Genomic DNA, 15,738 nt, shown 5'->3' with positions numbered 1-15,738 from the left:
CTATTCCTCCTTAATATTTAATCGTTTTTTCAGGGAAAAGATAGGCGAGCAAGTCTTTGGAAATGCGCCGCCCCTTCCCTTGAGCTGGGTAGATATGCATCATCATCATCGGATTAAAGTTTGCTTCAATCAAGGCATAGTTATCCACCTGGACCGCTTGCTGGCGGTCCTCAATCATCAGGTCGAGGCCCGTCACCTTGACGTCCAAAGCCTGGGCCATCTGGCTAGCTAATTCTAAGTAGGACGGATCCATGTCATCCGTGACATCAATCGATTCTCCGCCAGTGGAAATGTTGGAATTCTCTCTGAGTTGAACAATTTCACCTGGTGCTGGCACACTCTCGAAGTCATAGCCATAACTTTCTAGAACCAAGGCAGCTGACCGGTCGAGGCTGATCTTTTCAAGTGGGGTCCGGTGGTTTTCGCCTCGCTGGGGATCCTGGTTCTTCAGGTCAACCAATTGGCGGATACTATGCTGGCCATCGCCCTTGACAAAGGCTGGCACCCGGAGCAAGACGGCTAGGCAGTCCCCATCTAAAACAAAGAAACGGTACTCGGTTCCCTCAACGAAGGCCTCGACTAAGACCGTGTCATCATAGGCAAAGGCAATGTCAAAGGCTTCTTTGAGTCCTTCCTGCTTGGCCCCTTCCTTAAAGATCGAGATGCCCAGCCCCATATTGGTTGATTTGGGCTTAACAACAACTTTCTGCCCTTCAAAGCGGCCGGCTGCTGCCTGGGCTGCTTCTAAAGAAGTGAAGGTCTGACTCTTAGGAACCGTGAAGCCAGCAGCCTGGAGCAAGTCCTTGGTCACGACTTTATTCTCCATTAAATAATAGGAAACCATGGTATCCTTAGAGGTGATATTAGCATTCTTAATATATTCCGTGTGGTCGCGGTAAGTCAATGCAATGAGCTGATCGTCCCGGTCTAAGATATCAATGTGGAAGCCTTGCTGGATCGCATCAGCTAATAGAATTTGCGTCGACAATTCCATATCTTCAAAGCCCGACAGAAGATAAGGTTGGCGCAAGGCCGCTTCCTTATTGGCTTGGGCATGGGCTAAGTTATGCTTGAGCCAAGTCTCGACTGTCGGATTATTTTGAACCAGGCGCCCACTTGGGGTCAGACTCGGATCGACCAGGCGTTGGCGCATCTTGTCGAGGAGGGCTTGCAGCTTGTCTAGGGCAGCTAGGCTTTCTGCCATGTCTGCCATGCCGTCCAAGAGACGGAGCCCTTCTTCCTGGTAGGCTGTTTGACTGAGCGCCTCTTCCTCAGCAACAGCTAACTTCATCTCATAACCCTGGTATACCTCTGGCATCTGACAGTCCATGTCAGCCCATGCCAGGTAGAGGATGAAATATTTCATGAAGCTAATATCATCGAGGCTGATCCCGTAAGCTTCATCGGCTTGGATATCGAAGAGGCGGAATTCAAGGTACTTGATCCCCGTATCCAAGAGGCCGCGCGCTTGCTTAGCTCCACGTAGGCGCACATTGGAATAGAATTCTTTCTCAGCGATCAGACGGCCGTCATTGACGTTGGCTTCCAACTCTTTGACATAAGCTGGCAGGCTCTCATAGGTATAGGTCACATCTTTCTTATTCACATAGCCCAAGTGGGAATTGCGGATACTCCGAATAGGCCCTGGAAAGATATCTTCCGCTTGATTATAGAAAGATTCATGGCCATTCGGTGTGGCACCGAAGAGGTAGACCACCAACCACTCATAGCGCAAGAAATTACGGGCCAAACGTAAATAAAAAGCGGTCGTAAAATCTTTTAGACTGTCATAGCCTTGGTCATCTTCCTGGTAAAAAGCAGCCAGCAAGTCCTGGTCAAAGCCAAAATTAAAGTGGATGCCAGAAATCATCTGGACCTTCTTCCCATAAGCCTTGACCAAGTATTCCCGGTAGGCAACATCTTCAGGCTTATCCAAGTCTGCCACTTGGATGGCTTCGTCCTCTGGTAAAACGGGTGGCATGCTGGACGGCCAGAGCAACTCGTCGTCTGCCATCGAACGGAGAGCGACTTCATGGATGGCCTGGAGCCAGTGATAGACCCCCTCTTCCGAAAAAACAGGAGGGGTGACCAATTCCAATTGGGATTCCGCAAAATCTCTTTGGATATACTGATTATCGGGACTGCCGTCAATGACAGGCGGATGGGGACTTCTCGCTAAGTCGCCATTAGTTTTGATACGGTGGCCTTCCCGCTCAATGCCTAGGGAGACATGCTGGAAGGCTGGTTTTAGTTCGGGGTGTGCATTAAGGAAAGCTTGAAAATGAGGCATACACAGCTCCTTCTCTCTTTTATAAATTTAGATAGACTATATGACTATTTTAGCACGGGCACCGGGGAATCGCACATATTTATGCTTAATTTAATTATTTTTAGTAAGTAAATTCCTTTCACTAATGATCTAAAGTATATTAGAATAGACTAAAGGAGGTAATACTATGGCCCAAGCCAAAGCCCCACTCGCCTATCGGATGCGGCCCCAAAAAATCGAAGATATTCTCGGCCAAGACCACTTAATAGGCCCTCAACAGATTATTCGACGGATGGTAGAAGCCAACCGTCTCAGCTCAATGATTCTCTATGGCCCACCGGGAACAGGTAAGACCAGCCTGGCCCATGCGATCGCCGGATCACTCGGTATTCAGTTACGCCAACTCAATGCAGCAACGGATACCAAGAAAGACCTCCAACAGGTAGCTGCCGAGGCCGAGATGAGCGGGCAGATCATCCTGCTCCTAGATGAGATCCACCGTTTAGACAAGGCCAAGCAAGACTTCTTACTCCCCCATCTCGAGAATGGACGCATTATCCTGATCGGAGCAACCACCGAAAACCCCTATATCAGTATCAACCCGGCCATCCGCAGTCGGACCCAGATCTTCCAGTTGGAACCGCTCAGCGCCGACCATATTAAAGAAGGTCTCAAACGAGCCCTTAAGGACGAGGACAGGGGCCTAGGCAAAGTCCCGGTAAAAATAGACGACGACGCCCTAGACCACCTAGCCCAGGCAGCCAATGGTGATATCCGCTCGGCTCTCAACGCCCTGGAATTAGCGGCACTGTCCAGTCCAGAAGATGACCAAGGCAATATCCCCATCGACCTGGCTAGCGTGGAAAACTGCATCCAGAAGAAATCTTTCAGCCACGATGCGGATGGGGACCTCCATTACGATGTGATCTCTGCCTTCCAGAAGAGTATCCGCGGCTCAGATGTGGATGCGGCCCTCCTCTATGCCGCCCGCTTAATGGAAGGTGGCGACTTAAAGGTCCTTTGCCGGAGACTCCTCATTACCGCCTATGAAGATATTGGCCTAGCTAACCCCGAAGCTTGTCAAAGAACCCAGGCAGCCGTCGATGCGGCCCTCCAAGTGGGCTATCCTGAAGCCCGGATTCCCCTTGCCAATGCCATCATAGACCTGGCCCTATCCCCCAAGTCTAATTCAGCTATCAAGGCCATCGATGCCGCCCTGGCCGATGTCCGCCAAGGCAAGGCCGGGCTGGTTCCCAAACACCTGCGCGACGGCCACTATGCCGGCTCTAAGGCACTCGGTCACGGTCAAGGCTACCGCTACCCCCACGATTACCCTAACCATTGGGTGGCCCAAGACTACCTGCCCGACACCCTCCGTGGGAAACACTACTACCAAGCCGGGCAAACCGGTAAGTACGAACAAGCCTTGGGCCAAATGCAAGCCTATCGGGAAAAGTTAAAAAAGCAATAAGTTAAAACTTTCAGGCGTAATCGCTTGCATTTTCTATGATCTAATGATAAATTATAAGAGAAGAGTTCTGAAGTGTACGTGTTATTCCTTTAATGTGTTGACCGAACAAATTTTACTATCTAGGGATTCGTGAACTCCAGTGGAGGACACGCCCCATCACGGGGAAGTCTGAAGCTGGATAGCGAAACCCACCTGCACTTAAGAGAGCGGGTTCAATACAGATAGAGCACACGGCACCTGTCGGAGCTCTTTTTTTGTGCTTTTTTGCCCTTTAGCTCCCTTTATGAAAACACTTATGAAATCTTATATCTGCAAGAATGGAATCGGTTTAATTTTTCTCAAAAGATGGTATAATAGAGGTAAAGAAGGAGTGTGATCACTATGTATCAAGAGTATTCACGTATTTTAGCCCCTATCGATGGTTCGAGAGAAGCTGAATTAGCTTTCAAGAAAGCGGTCCACGTGGCCAAGCGTAATGATGGTGCGCTTATTATCGCTCATATTATTGATACACGTGCTGTCCAGACCCCAACCGGCTATGAAGGCGCCTATACCAACGAGTTGGTCGAACAAGCCTCTAGCGTCCTTAATGACTACAAGGCCTATGCCGAAAAAGAAGGCGTCCGTGAGGTAGAGACCATAATTGACTACGGGTCCCCTAAAGTACAGATTGCTAAAGACCTAGCCCTAGAGAAAGAAATTGATCTGATTATGATCGGGGCCACAGGTTTGAATGCGGTGGAACGGCTCTTCATCGGTTCCGTTTCTGAATATGTTATCCGCAATGCCCCTTGCGATGTCCTCATTGTCCGGACTGATCTTGAAAATAACGAATACCATCGCAAATAGAAGCCGTTAAGAGATGAGCTCTAGTAGCTTGTCTCTTTTGCTTTCAAAGAAAAAGCGCGTCCTCTGACTAATTGTTAGTCAAGAACGCGCTTTTAAAGCCTTAAAAGCTTAAATGTTACCTAATCGTACGGTATCACGGACAATCATTAATTCTTCATCAGTTGGGATCGTCCAGATAGCTACCTTAGAATCATCCGCTGAAATCTTCGCTTCATCACGGGTATCATTACGTTCGCTATCGAGCTTGATGCCAGCCCATTCCATGTTCTTACAGATTTCTTCACGGAAGGAAGCTGAGTTTTCACCCACGCCGGCAGTAAAGACGATAATATCGGCGCCACCGAGAACAGTCAAGTAACCCCCCACATATTTACGTACACGGTCATAGTAGATATCTAAGGCAACTTGGGCACGCTCATTACCTTCAGCTGCAGCTGCTTCCACATCACGCATATCTGAAGAGACACCAGAAATACCGAGAAGGCCAGATTTCTTATTCAAGATGGTGATCATTTCATCCATGCTGAGGTCTTCTTTTTCCATGATGTATTGGAGTAAGGAAGGGTCAACGTCCCCTGAACGTGTCCCCATGGTAATCCCTGCAAGAGGGGTGAAGCCCATTGAGGTATCCACAGACTTGCCGCCATCAACAGCTGTAATGGAACCGCCATTACCGATATGGCAAGTAATGATCTTCAAGTCTTTGATATCCTTACCTTCTAGTTCAGCAGCACGTTCCGCTACATATTTATGAGAAGTCCCATGGGCCCCATAACGGCGAGCTTGGTGTTTTTCATAGTATTCAAAAGGCACAGAATAGAGGTAAGCCTTTTCTGGCATGGTGGTATGGAAGGAAGTATCGAAGACACCAACAGTTGGTTTACCAGGTAGGACTTTTTGGAAGGCACGGATAACCTTAGCTTCTGCTGGGTTATGTAGAGGGGCAAAATCAGCCAATTCTTCAACCTTTTGGATATCTGCTTCATCAAGTAAGGCAGAATCCTTAAAGTGTTCGCCCCCTGCCACGATACGGTGGCCAGAGCCTGCAATTTCGTCGAAGCTTTCAATCACTTGGAGTTCTTCTAATTTTTTAAGTAAGTGGTTAATCGCAACTTCGTGGTCTTCAATATCGAGGGTTTCTTCATGCTTTTCCCCCTTGAATTTAATCGTTACGATGGAATCATTTAATCCAATCCGTTCAATTAAGCCTGATGAAATGACTTCTTCAGAAGGCACTTCATAGATTGAGAATTTCAAGCTTGATGAGCCTGCATTAATTGCAAAAACTTTTGACATACTTTTTCTCCTCACATAAGTTTTTATTATGGTACAACTAGGTACGACACTTTTATTATAACACGTCTTGGCTCCACTTGCTAAAACTGTCTATAAATTTCTCCATATTTTCTTGGTCTTTTAGGTCAGGTATATCACCAATGAGGACGTTTTCAGCTTGTTTGGCTCTTGGCCCCTGCTTTTGCACCAGGAGAACAGACTTGCGGGCCTTGGTCTGGCGGAAGAGCCCCGCCGGTAGATTCAAGAAGGCCTGGAAGTAGCCACTTTGAGCAATAGCTTGGACCAATTGAGCCGAATAGTCTTCCTGGAGGATCTGGGTGGGTACAAGGAAGATGCCCCATGCCCCCTCTTTCATATAGTTCAGACTCTGTTCGATCATCAGATAATGGGCATAGGCATGGGGGCTTCCCTGGTCCATGGTATTGGCTTTAAAAGCCTTAGCCCGTTCATCGAGCGGGTAATAGCCAACGGGCAGGTCAGCTACGACCAAGTCTACCGGTTCCAAGAGCAGGTTCTGGAGGACATCCCCGTAGTAGAGTTGGGCTGTGCGGTCCATAAATTTAAAGGATTGGTCAGCGATAGCCAAGAGTAAGTCATCATTGTCATAGCCTGCTGATGCCACATGGTAGCCAGCCTCCTCCAGGCCTCGCTCTAGCATCAAGAGGAGGTTGCCGGTCCCTACTGTTGGATCAAAGAGCTTAAGCGTCTCCTGCTTGGCCTGCCCCCCTGTCTGGAGTAAGCGATTCGCAAAGTAGGTCAATAAGATGGCAATCCCTGGTGGCGTCATCTGGTGGTTGGCTTGGAGCTGGTCCTGACGCTCAGCCTCCAAAAAGATTAGTTGGAGGACTTGTAGGCGCTCGCTCGCTGAAAAGTCCGTCCACTTGATTTGGTCATAGAGTGCTTGGATCTTTTGGGCAGTCTCAGCATCCGGCTGGCCATCGACCACCTGGAGGACCCCATTGGCAATATTTTGTAGGTTCTCATGCCAGGCTTCCGTATAGGAGAAGTCTAGGGCCTCCATCATGACCTGGTTGGCTTGGTTGAGCTGATCATAGGCTGCTTGGATATGTTCAGTTGACACGTTAACCCTCCTTAATAAAAAAGGTCGATTCCCCTTCCTTCAAAGTAGAATCGACCGGATATGTTTGTTCGTAATTAAGCTTCTACTGGGTAAACAGAAACTTGTTTCTTGTTCTTGCCTTTGCGTTCGAAGCGAACCACGCCATCCACAAGTGCAAATAATGTATCGTCGCCACCGCGACCTACATTGATCCCTGGATGTACTTTAGTTCCGCGTTGACGGTAAAGGATCGAACCGCCAGATACTTCTTGGCCATCAGCACGTTTAGCACCTAAACGTTTAGCTTCTGAATCACGACCATTGGAAGTTGAACCGCCCCCTTTTTTGGTGGCGAAGAATTGTAAATTCATTTGTAACATGTGAGCTTCCTCCTTTATTAACTTATCCTTGGACATATTGGACATAGTCTGGATAATTACTTGCGATATCCTCCTTCAAGGCCAGTTGGCACTGCTTGAATAAGATATCAGCGAGTGCTCTTTGTTCAGCTGTCAGTCCCTGGGGAAGTTCGACATAGAGATAACCCGCCTCAGGATCGGATTCGACCAGGCTTTGGATACCTACCATGCGCTCAAGATTATTGACTAAAGCAATGCTTAGGGCCGAAACCCCCGCACAAATAACATCTTTTCCAGGATCAGCAGCTAGGGCATGGCCAGAAATCTCCATGCTCACAAAGTGCTTGTCTTGATTTTCTTTAAATTTAACCTTAATCATGCTTAAGCATTGATGCTGTTGATGGTTAATTTAGTGTAAGGTTGACGGTGACCTTGCTTGCGACGTGAATCTTTCTTCTTGATGTATTTGAAAGTTGTTACTTTCTTTTGACGGCCGTGTTTTTCAACTGTAGCTTCAACACTTGCCCCATCAACAAGAGGGGTTCCCACTTTAACTTGGTCGCCTCCAACGAAGACAACTTGGTCAAAAGTGACTTTTTCGCCAGCTTCAACGTCTAATTTTTCAACGTAGATTGTTTGGCCTTCTTCAACTTTAACTTGTTTTCCACCTGTTTTGATAATTGCGTACATGTAACGCACCTCCTTAAATAACTTAGACTCGCCACGGTAAGCGGCTTAAGCACTTGAATGCTTACGATGAGCGGTTGCAGATCTGGTGGTCACAGAAATACAACGCTATAATAATACCATTTTATCGAATCAGGGTCAAGCCTTATTTAAAAATAATTCGTGCCATTAATTTTTCCAGGTAAAGCGCCACCGCGACCAGATCAGCGGCCCCCCCAGGGCTGACATTGTAGTAGATACAGGCCTGGTTGAAGGCCTTAAGTTCTTGGATCAATTCGTGGTCAGACAGGTCTCGGTCGAGGAGCTGGCGGCTAGTCAGGCGTAGCCAGTGATAGCCTTCTATCCCCCCTCTTTTGAGAACATTGGTATCTTCAACCCGGGCCATCAGGTAAAGCAAGAGTCGGTGTTCGGCTGTTCTTGGGTGTATGGACCGCATCGCCTCCAGGAAGTCTAGGCCAGCCATGATTAAAGTCGGATAGCCAGCTTCAGCTTCTTGGCGGATTCCCTTAATCCCATAGTCTAAGAACATCCGCTCCCCGTGGGTCAAGTGGTCCTTTTGGTCAAGCTTTGCCCAGTCCTTACTTATCAGGCCCTGGGTCATATTTTGAATCATGGTCTGGATGCTTGCCATCACTTTTCTTTTATCGTCAGTATAGCCTAAGCTTTTTTCTTTTTTAAGGTCAGCTGCTTTGACTAGGTCGATATCGCCATGGGTAACGATAACAGCTGTCGTCGCCGCGAGAAAGATCCCCATGGAAAAAACAATTCCTTTGTGGGTATTGACCCCAGCCGTGGCTTGGAACATATCCTTCTCCGCTTCAATCCCTGCCTGACGCAAGGCTTGGAAGAGAGTCTTAGGACTCTGGTCGTCATAACCCAACTGGGCAGCCTGGATAAAATAAGGAAAAAGTGCTGTTGAACTCTCGACAAAGAGCCTGGGCGTCATATCATCATGGGCCCCATTGTTCCTTGGGTCCACTAAACCTGGCTTAGGCCAGAGCATGACTTCTCGCAAGACCCCCTGCTCTGCAAATTGGGCTAGGAGCAGGGTCTCATCCTTGGACTTGATGGCCTTCGATTGGGCAAGGCTAGGCTTGAGCCCTTCTTCAAGGACCAGGTCATCAGCTGCTCCAGTCGTTTTCGCATTGGTCTGTTGGCTCTCTCTTTCCACAGCTAAACGAATATGTTTTTCTGAAACTGAGAGATGCTTACTGATCACCTCTTCTAGCTTATCAAAGCGCTGTTCCTTCATATATTGGTAAATCACCCAGTGGTCATCTAAGGCCGCTCGACGCCGTTGACGGTCATTGATCGATAAGGCCCGAAAACGGCTGAGGTATTCATACAAGGTCGAGACAATACTCTGCAGGCGGGGCATCTGGGCATGGGCATAGATATATTCATTAAAACCCTTCCAGGAACTCGTCAGCCCCTCCAAGCTGGCCCCACTATAAGCGGCTTCCCCCCGGTTCAAAATTGCTTCTAATTCAGCAAATTCTTGGTCACCCATTCTTTTGGCGGCATTGATGGTAGCGATGGTATCCAAGCTTTTCCTTAATTGGTAGATTTCTGCTATATCTTCTGGCTTGATATTCTTCACAATATAACCATGTTGGGGGATATACTCCACCAGGCCTTCTTCCTCCGTCCGGCGCAAAGCTTCCCGGATAGGGGTTCGGCTAATATTCAAGGAATCGGCATAAAGCTTCTCATTGATCCGCTCACCGACAGGAATGGTCCCATCGAGAATCACCATTTTAAGCCCTTCATAAACAATTTGACTGAGTGTCTTCCCACCCTTTTGACTTTCTGTCCGGCAATACTGGACTAAGCGATCTTTTCCTGCCATCTTATCACCTCTTCACCTCTCTAAAAGCATGTTCTTGTCTTCATTATAAATGAAAAACCTAGCAGAAACATCTGCTAGGAAAATTAAATTTATTTTTTTGCTTACCCTTATTCTTTAATCTTCTTGATTGTATCAATAATGGTGCCATCACGGTATTCTACGAGGGCAACCACCTCATCATCGAACTCGAGATCCTTAGGTGTCCCCACTAAGTCATAGGCCTTTTCTTTTAAGGCCTCAATCGTTGTGAGCTCAACACCGGCTGCCTCTAAGCTTTCAATCAGGTCTTGACGCTTAGGATTAACGGCAATCCCATTATCGGTCACCACAACATCGACGGTTTCACCTGGTGTGGTGACAGAAGTTACCCGGTCTTTAATCGAAGGAATCCGGCTCCTTACCAGAGGTGTCACAATAATCGTCACCTTGGCCCCGGCAGAGGTATCAGGGTGTCCGCCTGGTGCTCCTTGGATCATACCATCTGAACCTTGAACCACATTCACATTGAAGTCTGTGTCCACTTCCAAAGCCCCTAGAATAACATAGTCGAGGTAGTTAACATAGGCTCCCTTGTTGAAAGGATTGGCGTATTCAGAAGTTGAGATTTCAAAGTGGTTAGGTGTCTCGTGAACCGAGGCCACTGAAGCGGTATCAAAGTCTTGGGTATCTAGGATAGCCCCAATGTAGCCTTCTTTTAGGAGATTGACCATTGGTTCCGTAATCCCACCTAGGGCCCAGCCCATCTTGATGTCTTTAGCATCCATGTAGGGCTTGAGGAAGCGCGTCACTGCGAGTGAAGAGCCGCCTGCCCCCGTTTGGAAGGTATAGCCGTCTTCAAAGTAAGGGGTATTGACCACCACTTCTGCGGCACTCTGGGCGATCTTCAATTCCCGTGGGTCATCTGTCAGGCGGATGGCACCGGAAGCGATCTTATTAGGGTCACCGACTTCATCGATTTCCACCACATAGTCCACATAAATAGAAGAAATACTAGCTGGATGGTTAGGTGTTGGGACGAGCGTATCGGTTAAGACAACTACCTTGTCAGCATATTCAGCATCCACATTGGCATAGGAGAGGACACCACATTCTGACCGCCCCCCCTTACCGGAAGCATTCCCTAATTCATCAGCAGAAGGCGCCCCGATGAAGGCCACATCGATGTGGACTTGACCGGTTTCGATGGCGCGGACCCGGCCTCCGTGCGTCCGGATCATAGCAGGATGCTTGAGCTTACCGGTAGAGATTGCTTCCCCAACTTCATCTCTTACCCCTGAAGAAGAAATCCGCGTAATGGTTCCATCTTCAATCATTGGCACAATATCCTTGGCTGCCTTACCTAGACTGGAAGCGCAGACATAGAGGTCTTTGATGCCCATTTCATGGATAGCCTTCATCACGGTTGGCATGGTATAGTCACCATTCCGGAAGTGGTGGTGGAAGGAGATCGTCATCCCATCCTTGAGGCCAGTCTTTTCAATGGCTTCTTTTAGCGAAACTAATTTGGATTGGTCAGAGCAGACATTGGCCCGTGTTTTGGGTGTTGCCTTCTGATAGTCATAGCCTTGGCGGTAGTCGACCCCTTGGTAAACTTCGACCCCGTCTGCTAGTAATTCTTCTGGTATGTCACGTCCTACTGCGTTTTTCATGCTAAATCCCCCTTATAGACCCCGGATGCCTTGGCAATATCCAGTGTACGCTGGGCACCTTCGACCATGGCGACATCCACCATCTTACCGTCAACGACCAGGACACCGACACCCTTACGTTTATTTTCCTCAAGTTCCATAATGATATTTTCGGCATGGCGAATTTCTTTGGCACCGGGTGTAAAGACATCGTGCACCGGTGCAATTTGCTTAGGACTGATTAAGGACTTGCCGTCAAAGCCCATATCCTTAATCAATTCGGTCTCTTTAACCAAGCCTTCAATATTATCGACATCGGTATACACCGTATCGAAGGCCATAATACCGGCTGCACGAGCGGCCATAAGAATCATAGACCGCGCCACGAATAACTCTTCCCCGCCTTCCGTGACTTGGGCGTGGAGTTCCCGGCGGTAGTCCCCAGCTGATAGGGCAATCCCCATCATCCGCTCAGAAGCCTCTGCAATCTCCTTGGCATTGAAAACGGCAGTTGGTGATTCGATAGCTCCCATGATCATGGTAGAGCCCTTTTCAACGCCGAATTCGTCTTCAGCTTTTTCAATGAGTTCTTCGACAATATGAACATCTTCCGCACTTTCCGTCTTGGCAATCCGAATGCCGTCGCATCGGCCGGCAACTGCGGCCCGGATATCCTCTTTATAATAAGGGGTATCCAGCGGGTTGATCCGAACCCAAATTTCAGTTTCTCCATAGTCCAAATATTTTAAGGTATTGTAGAGTTGGATACGTGCAGAGTCTTTTTCATTTTCTGATACGGCGTCTTCCAAGTCCAAGATCACACAGTCTGGTCCATAGACATATGGATCCTTAACTAAAGAAGCACGCTGGGTATTCAGAAACATCATTGTTCTTCTTACTGATCTTCTCATAGTTTCGTCCCCCATGGTAATCCTTCACTTTGCTTGACTGATCTAAAAATAGCGGTTTGTACCCGTGAACGGATGGTACAATCTAAAGCCCCATGGTCATCAGCATAGAGCTTGATCCCATCCACTTCTAATTGGTCTAAAACCTCTTCTATAGTTGCCTCAATGGCTTCTCCAAATTGGGCATAGACCGTTGAATCCACCTGAATTTGGCGGTCATCAGCGGGTTCGACAGTGACCCGGACATCGCTTGACTCGATCGTCCCTGCCTGCGCTTTATCTTGTAATTCCATAGCGTCTTCCTCCTTCAATTATTTTAACTTAATGATATCAGATTACATTTGAATGGTCACATCTTGTACCGGCACATCGTACCAAGGATCCTGCCGCTTCTTCAAGAAATGTTCCGCCTGTGCGGGGAAGGCCACATAGCTCAGTACATCCTCTTCTGTCTGGGCAAAGTCCTGACTTTCCTGACGGGCAGCTTCCAGACCTGGTTCCAGCAAGTCAGCGGGCCGGCCTTCAATCACTTCCTCCTGGCCAATAATCTGCTCACGAATTTCTTCTGCGATTGGAGCAGGCGACTTGCCGTAGAGTCCCTTGACATAGTCCTTAATTTCATTAGGAACCATCTTATAGCGTTCACCCGTTAGGACATTCATAACCGCTTGGGTGCCCACCATTTGTGAGAGAGGCGTTACCAGTGGTGGATAGCCCAAGTCTTCCCTTACCCGGGGTACCTCTTGGAGGACTTCTTCATACTTATCAGCCTGGCCAGCTTCCGTTAGCTGGGACAAGAGATTGGACAGCATCCCTCCTGGTACCTGGTAGAGCAAGGCCCGGGGTTCTGTCTGCATCACTTTAGGATTGATAATCCCTTCTTCCCGGAATTCATCCCGAATCGGAGCAAAGTAATCGGCAATGCTTTCTAAACGGGCTGTATCCAAGCCGTCCGCATAGCCCAGCTCCTCTAGACTAATGTGTAAGCTTTCCGTAGCTGGCTGGCTGGTCCCGCCGGAGAAGGGGGAGATAGCCGTATCAATAATATCTGCTCCAGCTTCCACAGCCTTGAGATAGGTCATTTCTGAAATGCCTGCTGTCGCATGGGTATGGATATCCAAAGGCAGGTCGGTCCGTGCCTTAATGCCCGTCACGAGACTTTCGGCCCGAGCCGGAGTGAGGATACCTGCCATATCCTTGAGGCAGATAGAATCCACACCCAGAGCCACTAAACGGTCAACCAAGTCAAAGTAATAAGCATCAGTATGAACTTCAGAAATTGTATAACAGATCGTCCCCTGGGCATGGCCTCCGTACTTCTTCACCGCGCGGATGGCGGTTTCCAAGTTGCGGACATCATTTAAGGCATCAAAAATTCGGAAAATATCAATCCCATTCTCGATAGCTTTTTTAATGAAGGCTTCTACCACATCATCCGGGTAGTTATGGTAGCCTAAGAGGTTCTGCCCCCTTAAAAGCATTTGTAATTTAGTCTTTTTGACGACTGAACGGATCTGGCGCAAACGCTCCCAGGGATCCTCATTCAGATAACGGAGGCAGGCGTCAAAAGTCGCCCCACCCCAACATTCTAAGGCATAATAGCCAGCTTGGTCCATCTCTTCGAGGATAGGCAACATCTGTTCCGTCCGCATGCGTGTCGCGGCTAAAGATTGGTGCCCATCTCGGAGAACGGTCTCAACAATTTTAATTGGTTTCTTCATCGTGTATTCTCCCATCCTCTACAATCATCTTGGCAATGGCCTGGTAGATTTCCTCAAAATCATGCTTGCGGCTCCTAGCACAGAGGTTGGCATCTGCTTGGCAAACAAAGCATTGGCGCTTAGGCAGGCCGACTGCTTGCCGGCTCAAGCTTTGCTGCTGGCCGTTTGCATCCAGATAAAGGCAGTCAATGTCCATTAAGCGGCCTAGCTCCTGGTCTTCCTCTAGCTCTACTAGCTTGGACTTGAGCTGGTCGACCGGGCGATCGATAAGGGCAAAGTATTCCTCACCTGCCAGAGTATGGCGGCTGTCCTCCTTGAGCAGGCTCTCAGGAAAAGCCTGCAGGCAGTATGCTCGCAGGTCCGACTGCGCCAAGTCAAAGACCTGGTCGCTGAGGGGACTGCGCTTATAGGGCCCCGGCATATTCAACTTCAAAGCGACCAAGCTCGCCCCTGCTGGCCCCTGCTTTAACCAGGATTCCTGGAGCTCTGCCCGGGCCTCCCGGGCATCCAAGGCATCCTCTAGCTGGCACAAGGGCCCAGTTTGTAAGGCTTGGCTTAGGCTTTGTACCCGATCAATAGTCATGGCTCTGGCTCAGATCCTTTCTTTCAGCAAGCATGGTCTGACCTGCTTGCGATGCAACAAAAGCTCGGCTTGCTGGCGGCAAGTAGGCTTGGGCAGCCTCCAATTTCCCGTCGAGGAGCAGGGCCCGGACCTTGGAGGCAGAGATGACATCCCCAGCCTGGTCCAAATGCCGCCTGGGAATAATTTGGAGCTTGAGCTCAGGGGCAAAGATCTCTGCCATCACTTGATTATAGCTGTCTGTCGTTGGGCTTAAGGGTTCTTCGCCGACAAAGCGTTGGCTGATGCCTAGGCTTGGAGCGATTTTTTCCTTGAATAATCGAGCATCAACAGCTGCCTGGGCCTTCACCGCAGATTGGTCGGCCTTAAGGAAGTAAGCTGGAAAAGTCGCCTGGGAAACCATATAGTGCTTGGTCTCCACCACATAGACCTGGTCCAGGTCAGCCGTTCCTTGGCGGACTAAATTCAGCCGGGTCGCCTTATCGAAGAGCGATTGGTCTTCAGATAGGACGAAGACATAAAGCCCATCCACCGCTTTAAGAGCTTCTTCAATTAGGTAGCGGTGTCCCTTGGTAAAAGGATTAGCATTCATTACCACCGCCCCTAGACGCTGGCCCTCGCTGAAAGGCGCTTGGGCCTTCAGATCAGCCAGGTAAGCCGCTAAACCTGCCTGGGACCGCTCCATGAAAGCAACATCTTCCGTCTCGACTAAAAGCTTAAAGCCCAAGTGCTCAAAGCTCTCTCTTTTACTGGCCTTGGTAAAGACGAGCACCTCTTCATAGCCAGCCTGGTAGATCTCCGTTAAGAGAAAGGAAATCAACTGGTGGAAGGCAGCCCCGCCAGCATAGCTATGACGGATGGCTAGGCACTTGAGAATATTGGCCTGGCGGGAAGCTGTCCCAACCAAGTCTTCCCCGTCAAATAAGCCGTAAGTCGCGTCCAAGTTTTTCTCTTCCTTAAGCCCCGCACAGTCGAGCAAGTCTAACCACAGGGCCCGGTCATAGCTTGACCGTTTCACTCTAAGTTTTTGTATTTTTAAGTCGATCCTAATCAGTCCTTCA

At 48.8% G+C, this 15,738-nt stretch carries 15 protein-coding genes, 1 other RNA gene and 1 other annotated feature; of the genes, 3 read left to right on the top strand and 13 right to left on the bottom strand.

The features are described from left to right. Positions 1-10 precede the first annotated feature (10 nt). Positions 11-2,290 carry a bifunctional glutamate--cysteine ligase GshA/glutathione synthetase GshB gene (gene gshAB, locus F6I03_RS00245; RefSeq protein ID WP_070430394.1) on the bottom strand — a complete coding sequence of 760 codons (2,280 nt, stop codon included), beginning with the start codon at positions 2,288-2,290 and terminating at the stop codon, positions 11-13. 166 nt (positions 2,291-2,456) lie between these two features. Between gshAB and F6I03_RS00240 the strand changes: the two genes are divergently transcribed. The 3 genes from F6I03_RS00240 (at position 2,457) to F6I03_RS00230 (ending at position 4,589) form a co-directional block, all read left to right on the top strand. Then, a complete protein-coding gene (locus tag F6I03_RS00240) occupies positions 2,457-3,740 on the top strand; it encodes a replication-associated recombination protein A (RefSeq protein ID WP_070430393.1) in 1,284 nt (427 codons plus the stop codon). A gap of 61 nt (positions 3,741-3,801) precedes the next feature. Then, positions 3,802-3,991: non-coding RNA, 6S RNA (gene ssrS, locus F6I03_RS00235), on the top strand. Between the two features lie 130 nt (positions 3,992-4,121). Continuing rightward, positions 4,122-4,589: a universal stress protein gene (locus F6I03_RS00230; RefSeq protein ID WP_070430392.1), complete on the top strand. Its 468-nt coding sequence runs from the start codon at positions 4,122-4,124 to the stop codon at positions 4,587-4,589. Positions 4,590-4,697: 108 nt separating this feature from the next. On the opposite strand, the gene F6I03_RS00225 is transcribed toward F6I03_RS00230, so the two are convergent. The 12 genes from F6I03_RS00225 to citC form a co-directional block, all read right to left on the bottom strand. Further along, complete coding sequence (locus F6I03_RS00225; protein ID WP_070626278.1) at positions 4,698-5,885, bottom strand: acetate/propionate family kinase; 1,188 nt, start codon at positions 5,883-5,885, stop codon at positions 4,698-4,700. 55 nt (positions 5,886-5,940) lie between these two features. Then, entirely contained in the window at positions 5,941-6,966 is a 1,026-nt protein-coding gene (locus F6I03_RS00220) for a class I SAM-dependent methyltransferase (RefSeq protein WP_070430390.1), read from the bottom strand. 74 nt (positions 6,967-7,040) lie between these two features. Continuing rightward, entirely contained in the window at positions 7,041-7,325 is a 285-nt protein-coding gene (gene rpmA, locus F6I03_RS00215) for a 50S ribosomal protein L27 (RefSeq protein ID WP_070430389.1), read from the bottom strand. Between the two features lie 22 nt (positions 7,326-7,347). Then, a complete protein-coding gene (locus F6I03_RS00210; RefSeq protein ID WP_070430388.1) occupies positions 7,348-7,683 on the bottom strand; it encodes a ribosomal-processing cysteine protease Prp in 336 nt (111 codons plus the stop codon). 2 nt (positions 7,684-7,685) lie between these two features. Next, the gene (gene rplU / locus F6I03_RS00205) at positions 7,686-7,994 is read right to left on the bottom strand and encodes a 50S ribosomal protein L21 (protein WP_067971788.1); all 309 of its coding nucleotides are present in this window, start codon (positions 7,992-7,994) and stop codon (positions 7,686-7,688) included. 14 nt (positions 7,995-8,008) lie between these two features. Continuing rightward, positions 8,009-8,080 (bottom strand) — a sequence feature (ribosomal protein L21 leader region). Between the two features lie 56 nt (positions 8,081-8,136). Next, positions 8,137-9,840, bottom strand: coding sequence for a triphosphoribosyl-dephospho-CoA synthase CitG (gene citG / locus F6I03_RS00200; RefSeq protein WP_083290505.1), 1,704 nt, complete (start codon positions 9,838-9,840; stop codon positions 8,137-8,139). A gap of 107 nt (positions 9,841-9,947) precedes the next feature. After that, positions 9,948-11,489, bottom strand: a complete 1,542-nt coding sequence (gene citF, locus F6I03_RS00195; protein ID WP_070430387.1) for a citrate lyase subunit alpha — start codon at positions 11,487-11,489, stop codon at positions 9,948-9,950. Continuing rightward, positions 11,486-12,379 carry an aldolase/citrate lyase family protein gene (locus F6I03_RS00190; protein ID WP_083290508.1) on the bottom strand — a complete coding sequence of 298 codons (894 nt, stop codon included), beginning with the start codon at positions 12,377-12,379 and terminating at the stop codon, positions 11,486-11,488. Before F6I03_RS00190 ends, citF begins: the two co-directional genes overlap by 4 nt. Next, positions 12,376-12,669 (bottom strand): citrate lyase acyl carrier protein, encoded by a 294-nt coding sequence (gene citD / locus F6I03_RS00185; protein WP_070430385.1) that lies wholly within the window; start codon positions 12,667-12,669, stop codon positions 12,376-12,378. Before citD ends, F6I03_RS00190 begins: the two co-directional genes overlap by 4 nt. Before the next feature lie 42 nt (positions 12,670-12,711). Then, positions 12,712-14,097, bottom strand: a complete 1,386-nt coding sequence (locus F6I03_RS00180; RefSeq protein WP_070430384.1) for an oxaloacetate decarboxylase subunit alpha — start codon at positions 14,095-14,097, stop codon at positions 12,712-12,714. Beyond that, entirely contained in the window at positions 14,081-14,680 is a 600-nt protein-coding gene (citX, locus tag F6I03_RS00175; protein ID WP_070430383.1) for a citrate lyase holo-[acyl-carrier protein] synthase, read from the bottom strand. Before citX ends, F6I03_RS00180 begins: the two co-directional genes overlap by 17 nt. Further along, a complete protein-coding gene (gene citC, locus F6I03_RS00170; RefSeq protein WP_168160459.1) occupies positions 14,670-15,695 on the bottom strand; it encodes a [citrate (pro-3S)-lyase] ligase in 1,026 nt (341 codons plus the stop codon). Before citC ends, citX begins: the two co-directional genes overlap by 11 nt. Positions 15,696-15,738: the final 43 nt, after the last annotated feature.

The organism is Aerococcus sanguinicola (genome assembly GCF_008726925.1).
GTDB lineage: Bacteria > Bacillota > Bacilli > Lactobacillales > Aerococcaceae > Aerococcus.
Note: the sequence above shows the minus strand (reverse complement) of the source record. Positions and strands in the feature narration are given on the sequence as shown.

What these genes read in the sequence shown, in the direction of transcription:
- gshAB (WP_070430394.1), bottom strand. Translation starts at nt 2,290, where the DNA reads ATGCCTCATTTTCAAGCTTTCCTTAATGCACACCCCGAACTAAAACCA.
- F6I03_RS00240 (WP_070430393.1), top strand. Translation starts at nt 2,457, where the DNA reads ATGGCCCAAGCCAAAGCCCCACTCGCCTATCGGATGCGGCCCCAAAAA.
- F6I03_RS00230 (WP_070430392.1), top strand. Translation starts at nt 4,122, where the DNA reads ATGTATCAAGAGTATTCACGTATTTTAGCCCCTATCGATGGTTCGAGA.
- F6I03_RS00225 (WP_070626278.1), bottom strand. Translation starts at nt 5,885, where the DNA reads ATGTCAAAAGTTTTTGCAATTAATGCAGGCTCATCAAGCTTGAAATTC.
- rpmA (WP_070430389.1), bottom strand. Translation starts at nt 7,325, where the DNA reads ATGTTACAAATGAATTTACAATTCTTCGCCACCAAAAAAGGGGGCGGT.
- F6I03_RS00210 (WP_070430388.1), bottom strand. Translation starts at nt 7,683, where the DNA reads ATGATTAAGGTTAAATTTAAAGAAAATCAAGACAAGCACTTTGTGAGC.
- rplU (WP_067971788.1), bottom strand. Translation starts at nt 7,994, where the DNA reads ATGTACGCAATTATCAAAACAGGTGGAAAACAAGTTAAAGTTGAAGAA.
- citG (WP_083290505.1), bottom strand. Translation starts at nt 9,840, where the DNA reads ATGGCAGGAAAAGATCGCTTAGTCCAGTATTGCCGGACAGAAAGTCAA.
- citF (WP_070430387.1), bottom strand. Translation starts at nt 11,489, where the DNA reads ATGAAAAACGCAGTAGGACGTGACATACCAGAAGAATTACTAGCAGAC.
- F6I03_RS00190 (WP_083290508.1), bottom strand. Translation starts at nt 12,379, where the DNA reads ATGAGAAGATCAGTAAGAAGAACAATGATGTTTCTGAATACCCAGCGT.
- citD (WP_070430385.1), bottom strand. Translation starts at nt 12,669, where the DNA reads ATGGAATTACAAGATAAAGCGCAGGCAGGGACGATCGAGTCAAGCGAT.
- F6I03_RS00180 (WP_070430384.1), bottom strand. Translation starts at nt 14,097, where the DNA reads ATGAAGAAACCAATTAAAATTGTTGAGACCGTTCTCCGAGATGGGCAC.
- citX (WP_070430383.1), bottom strand. Translation starts at nt 14,680, where the DNA reads ATGACTATTGATCGGGTACAAAGCCTAAGCCAAGCCTTACAAACTGGG.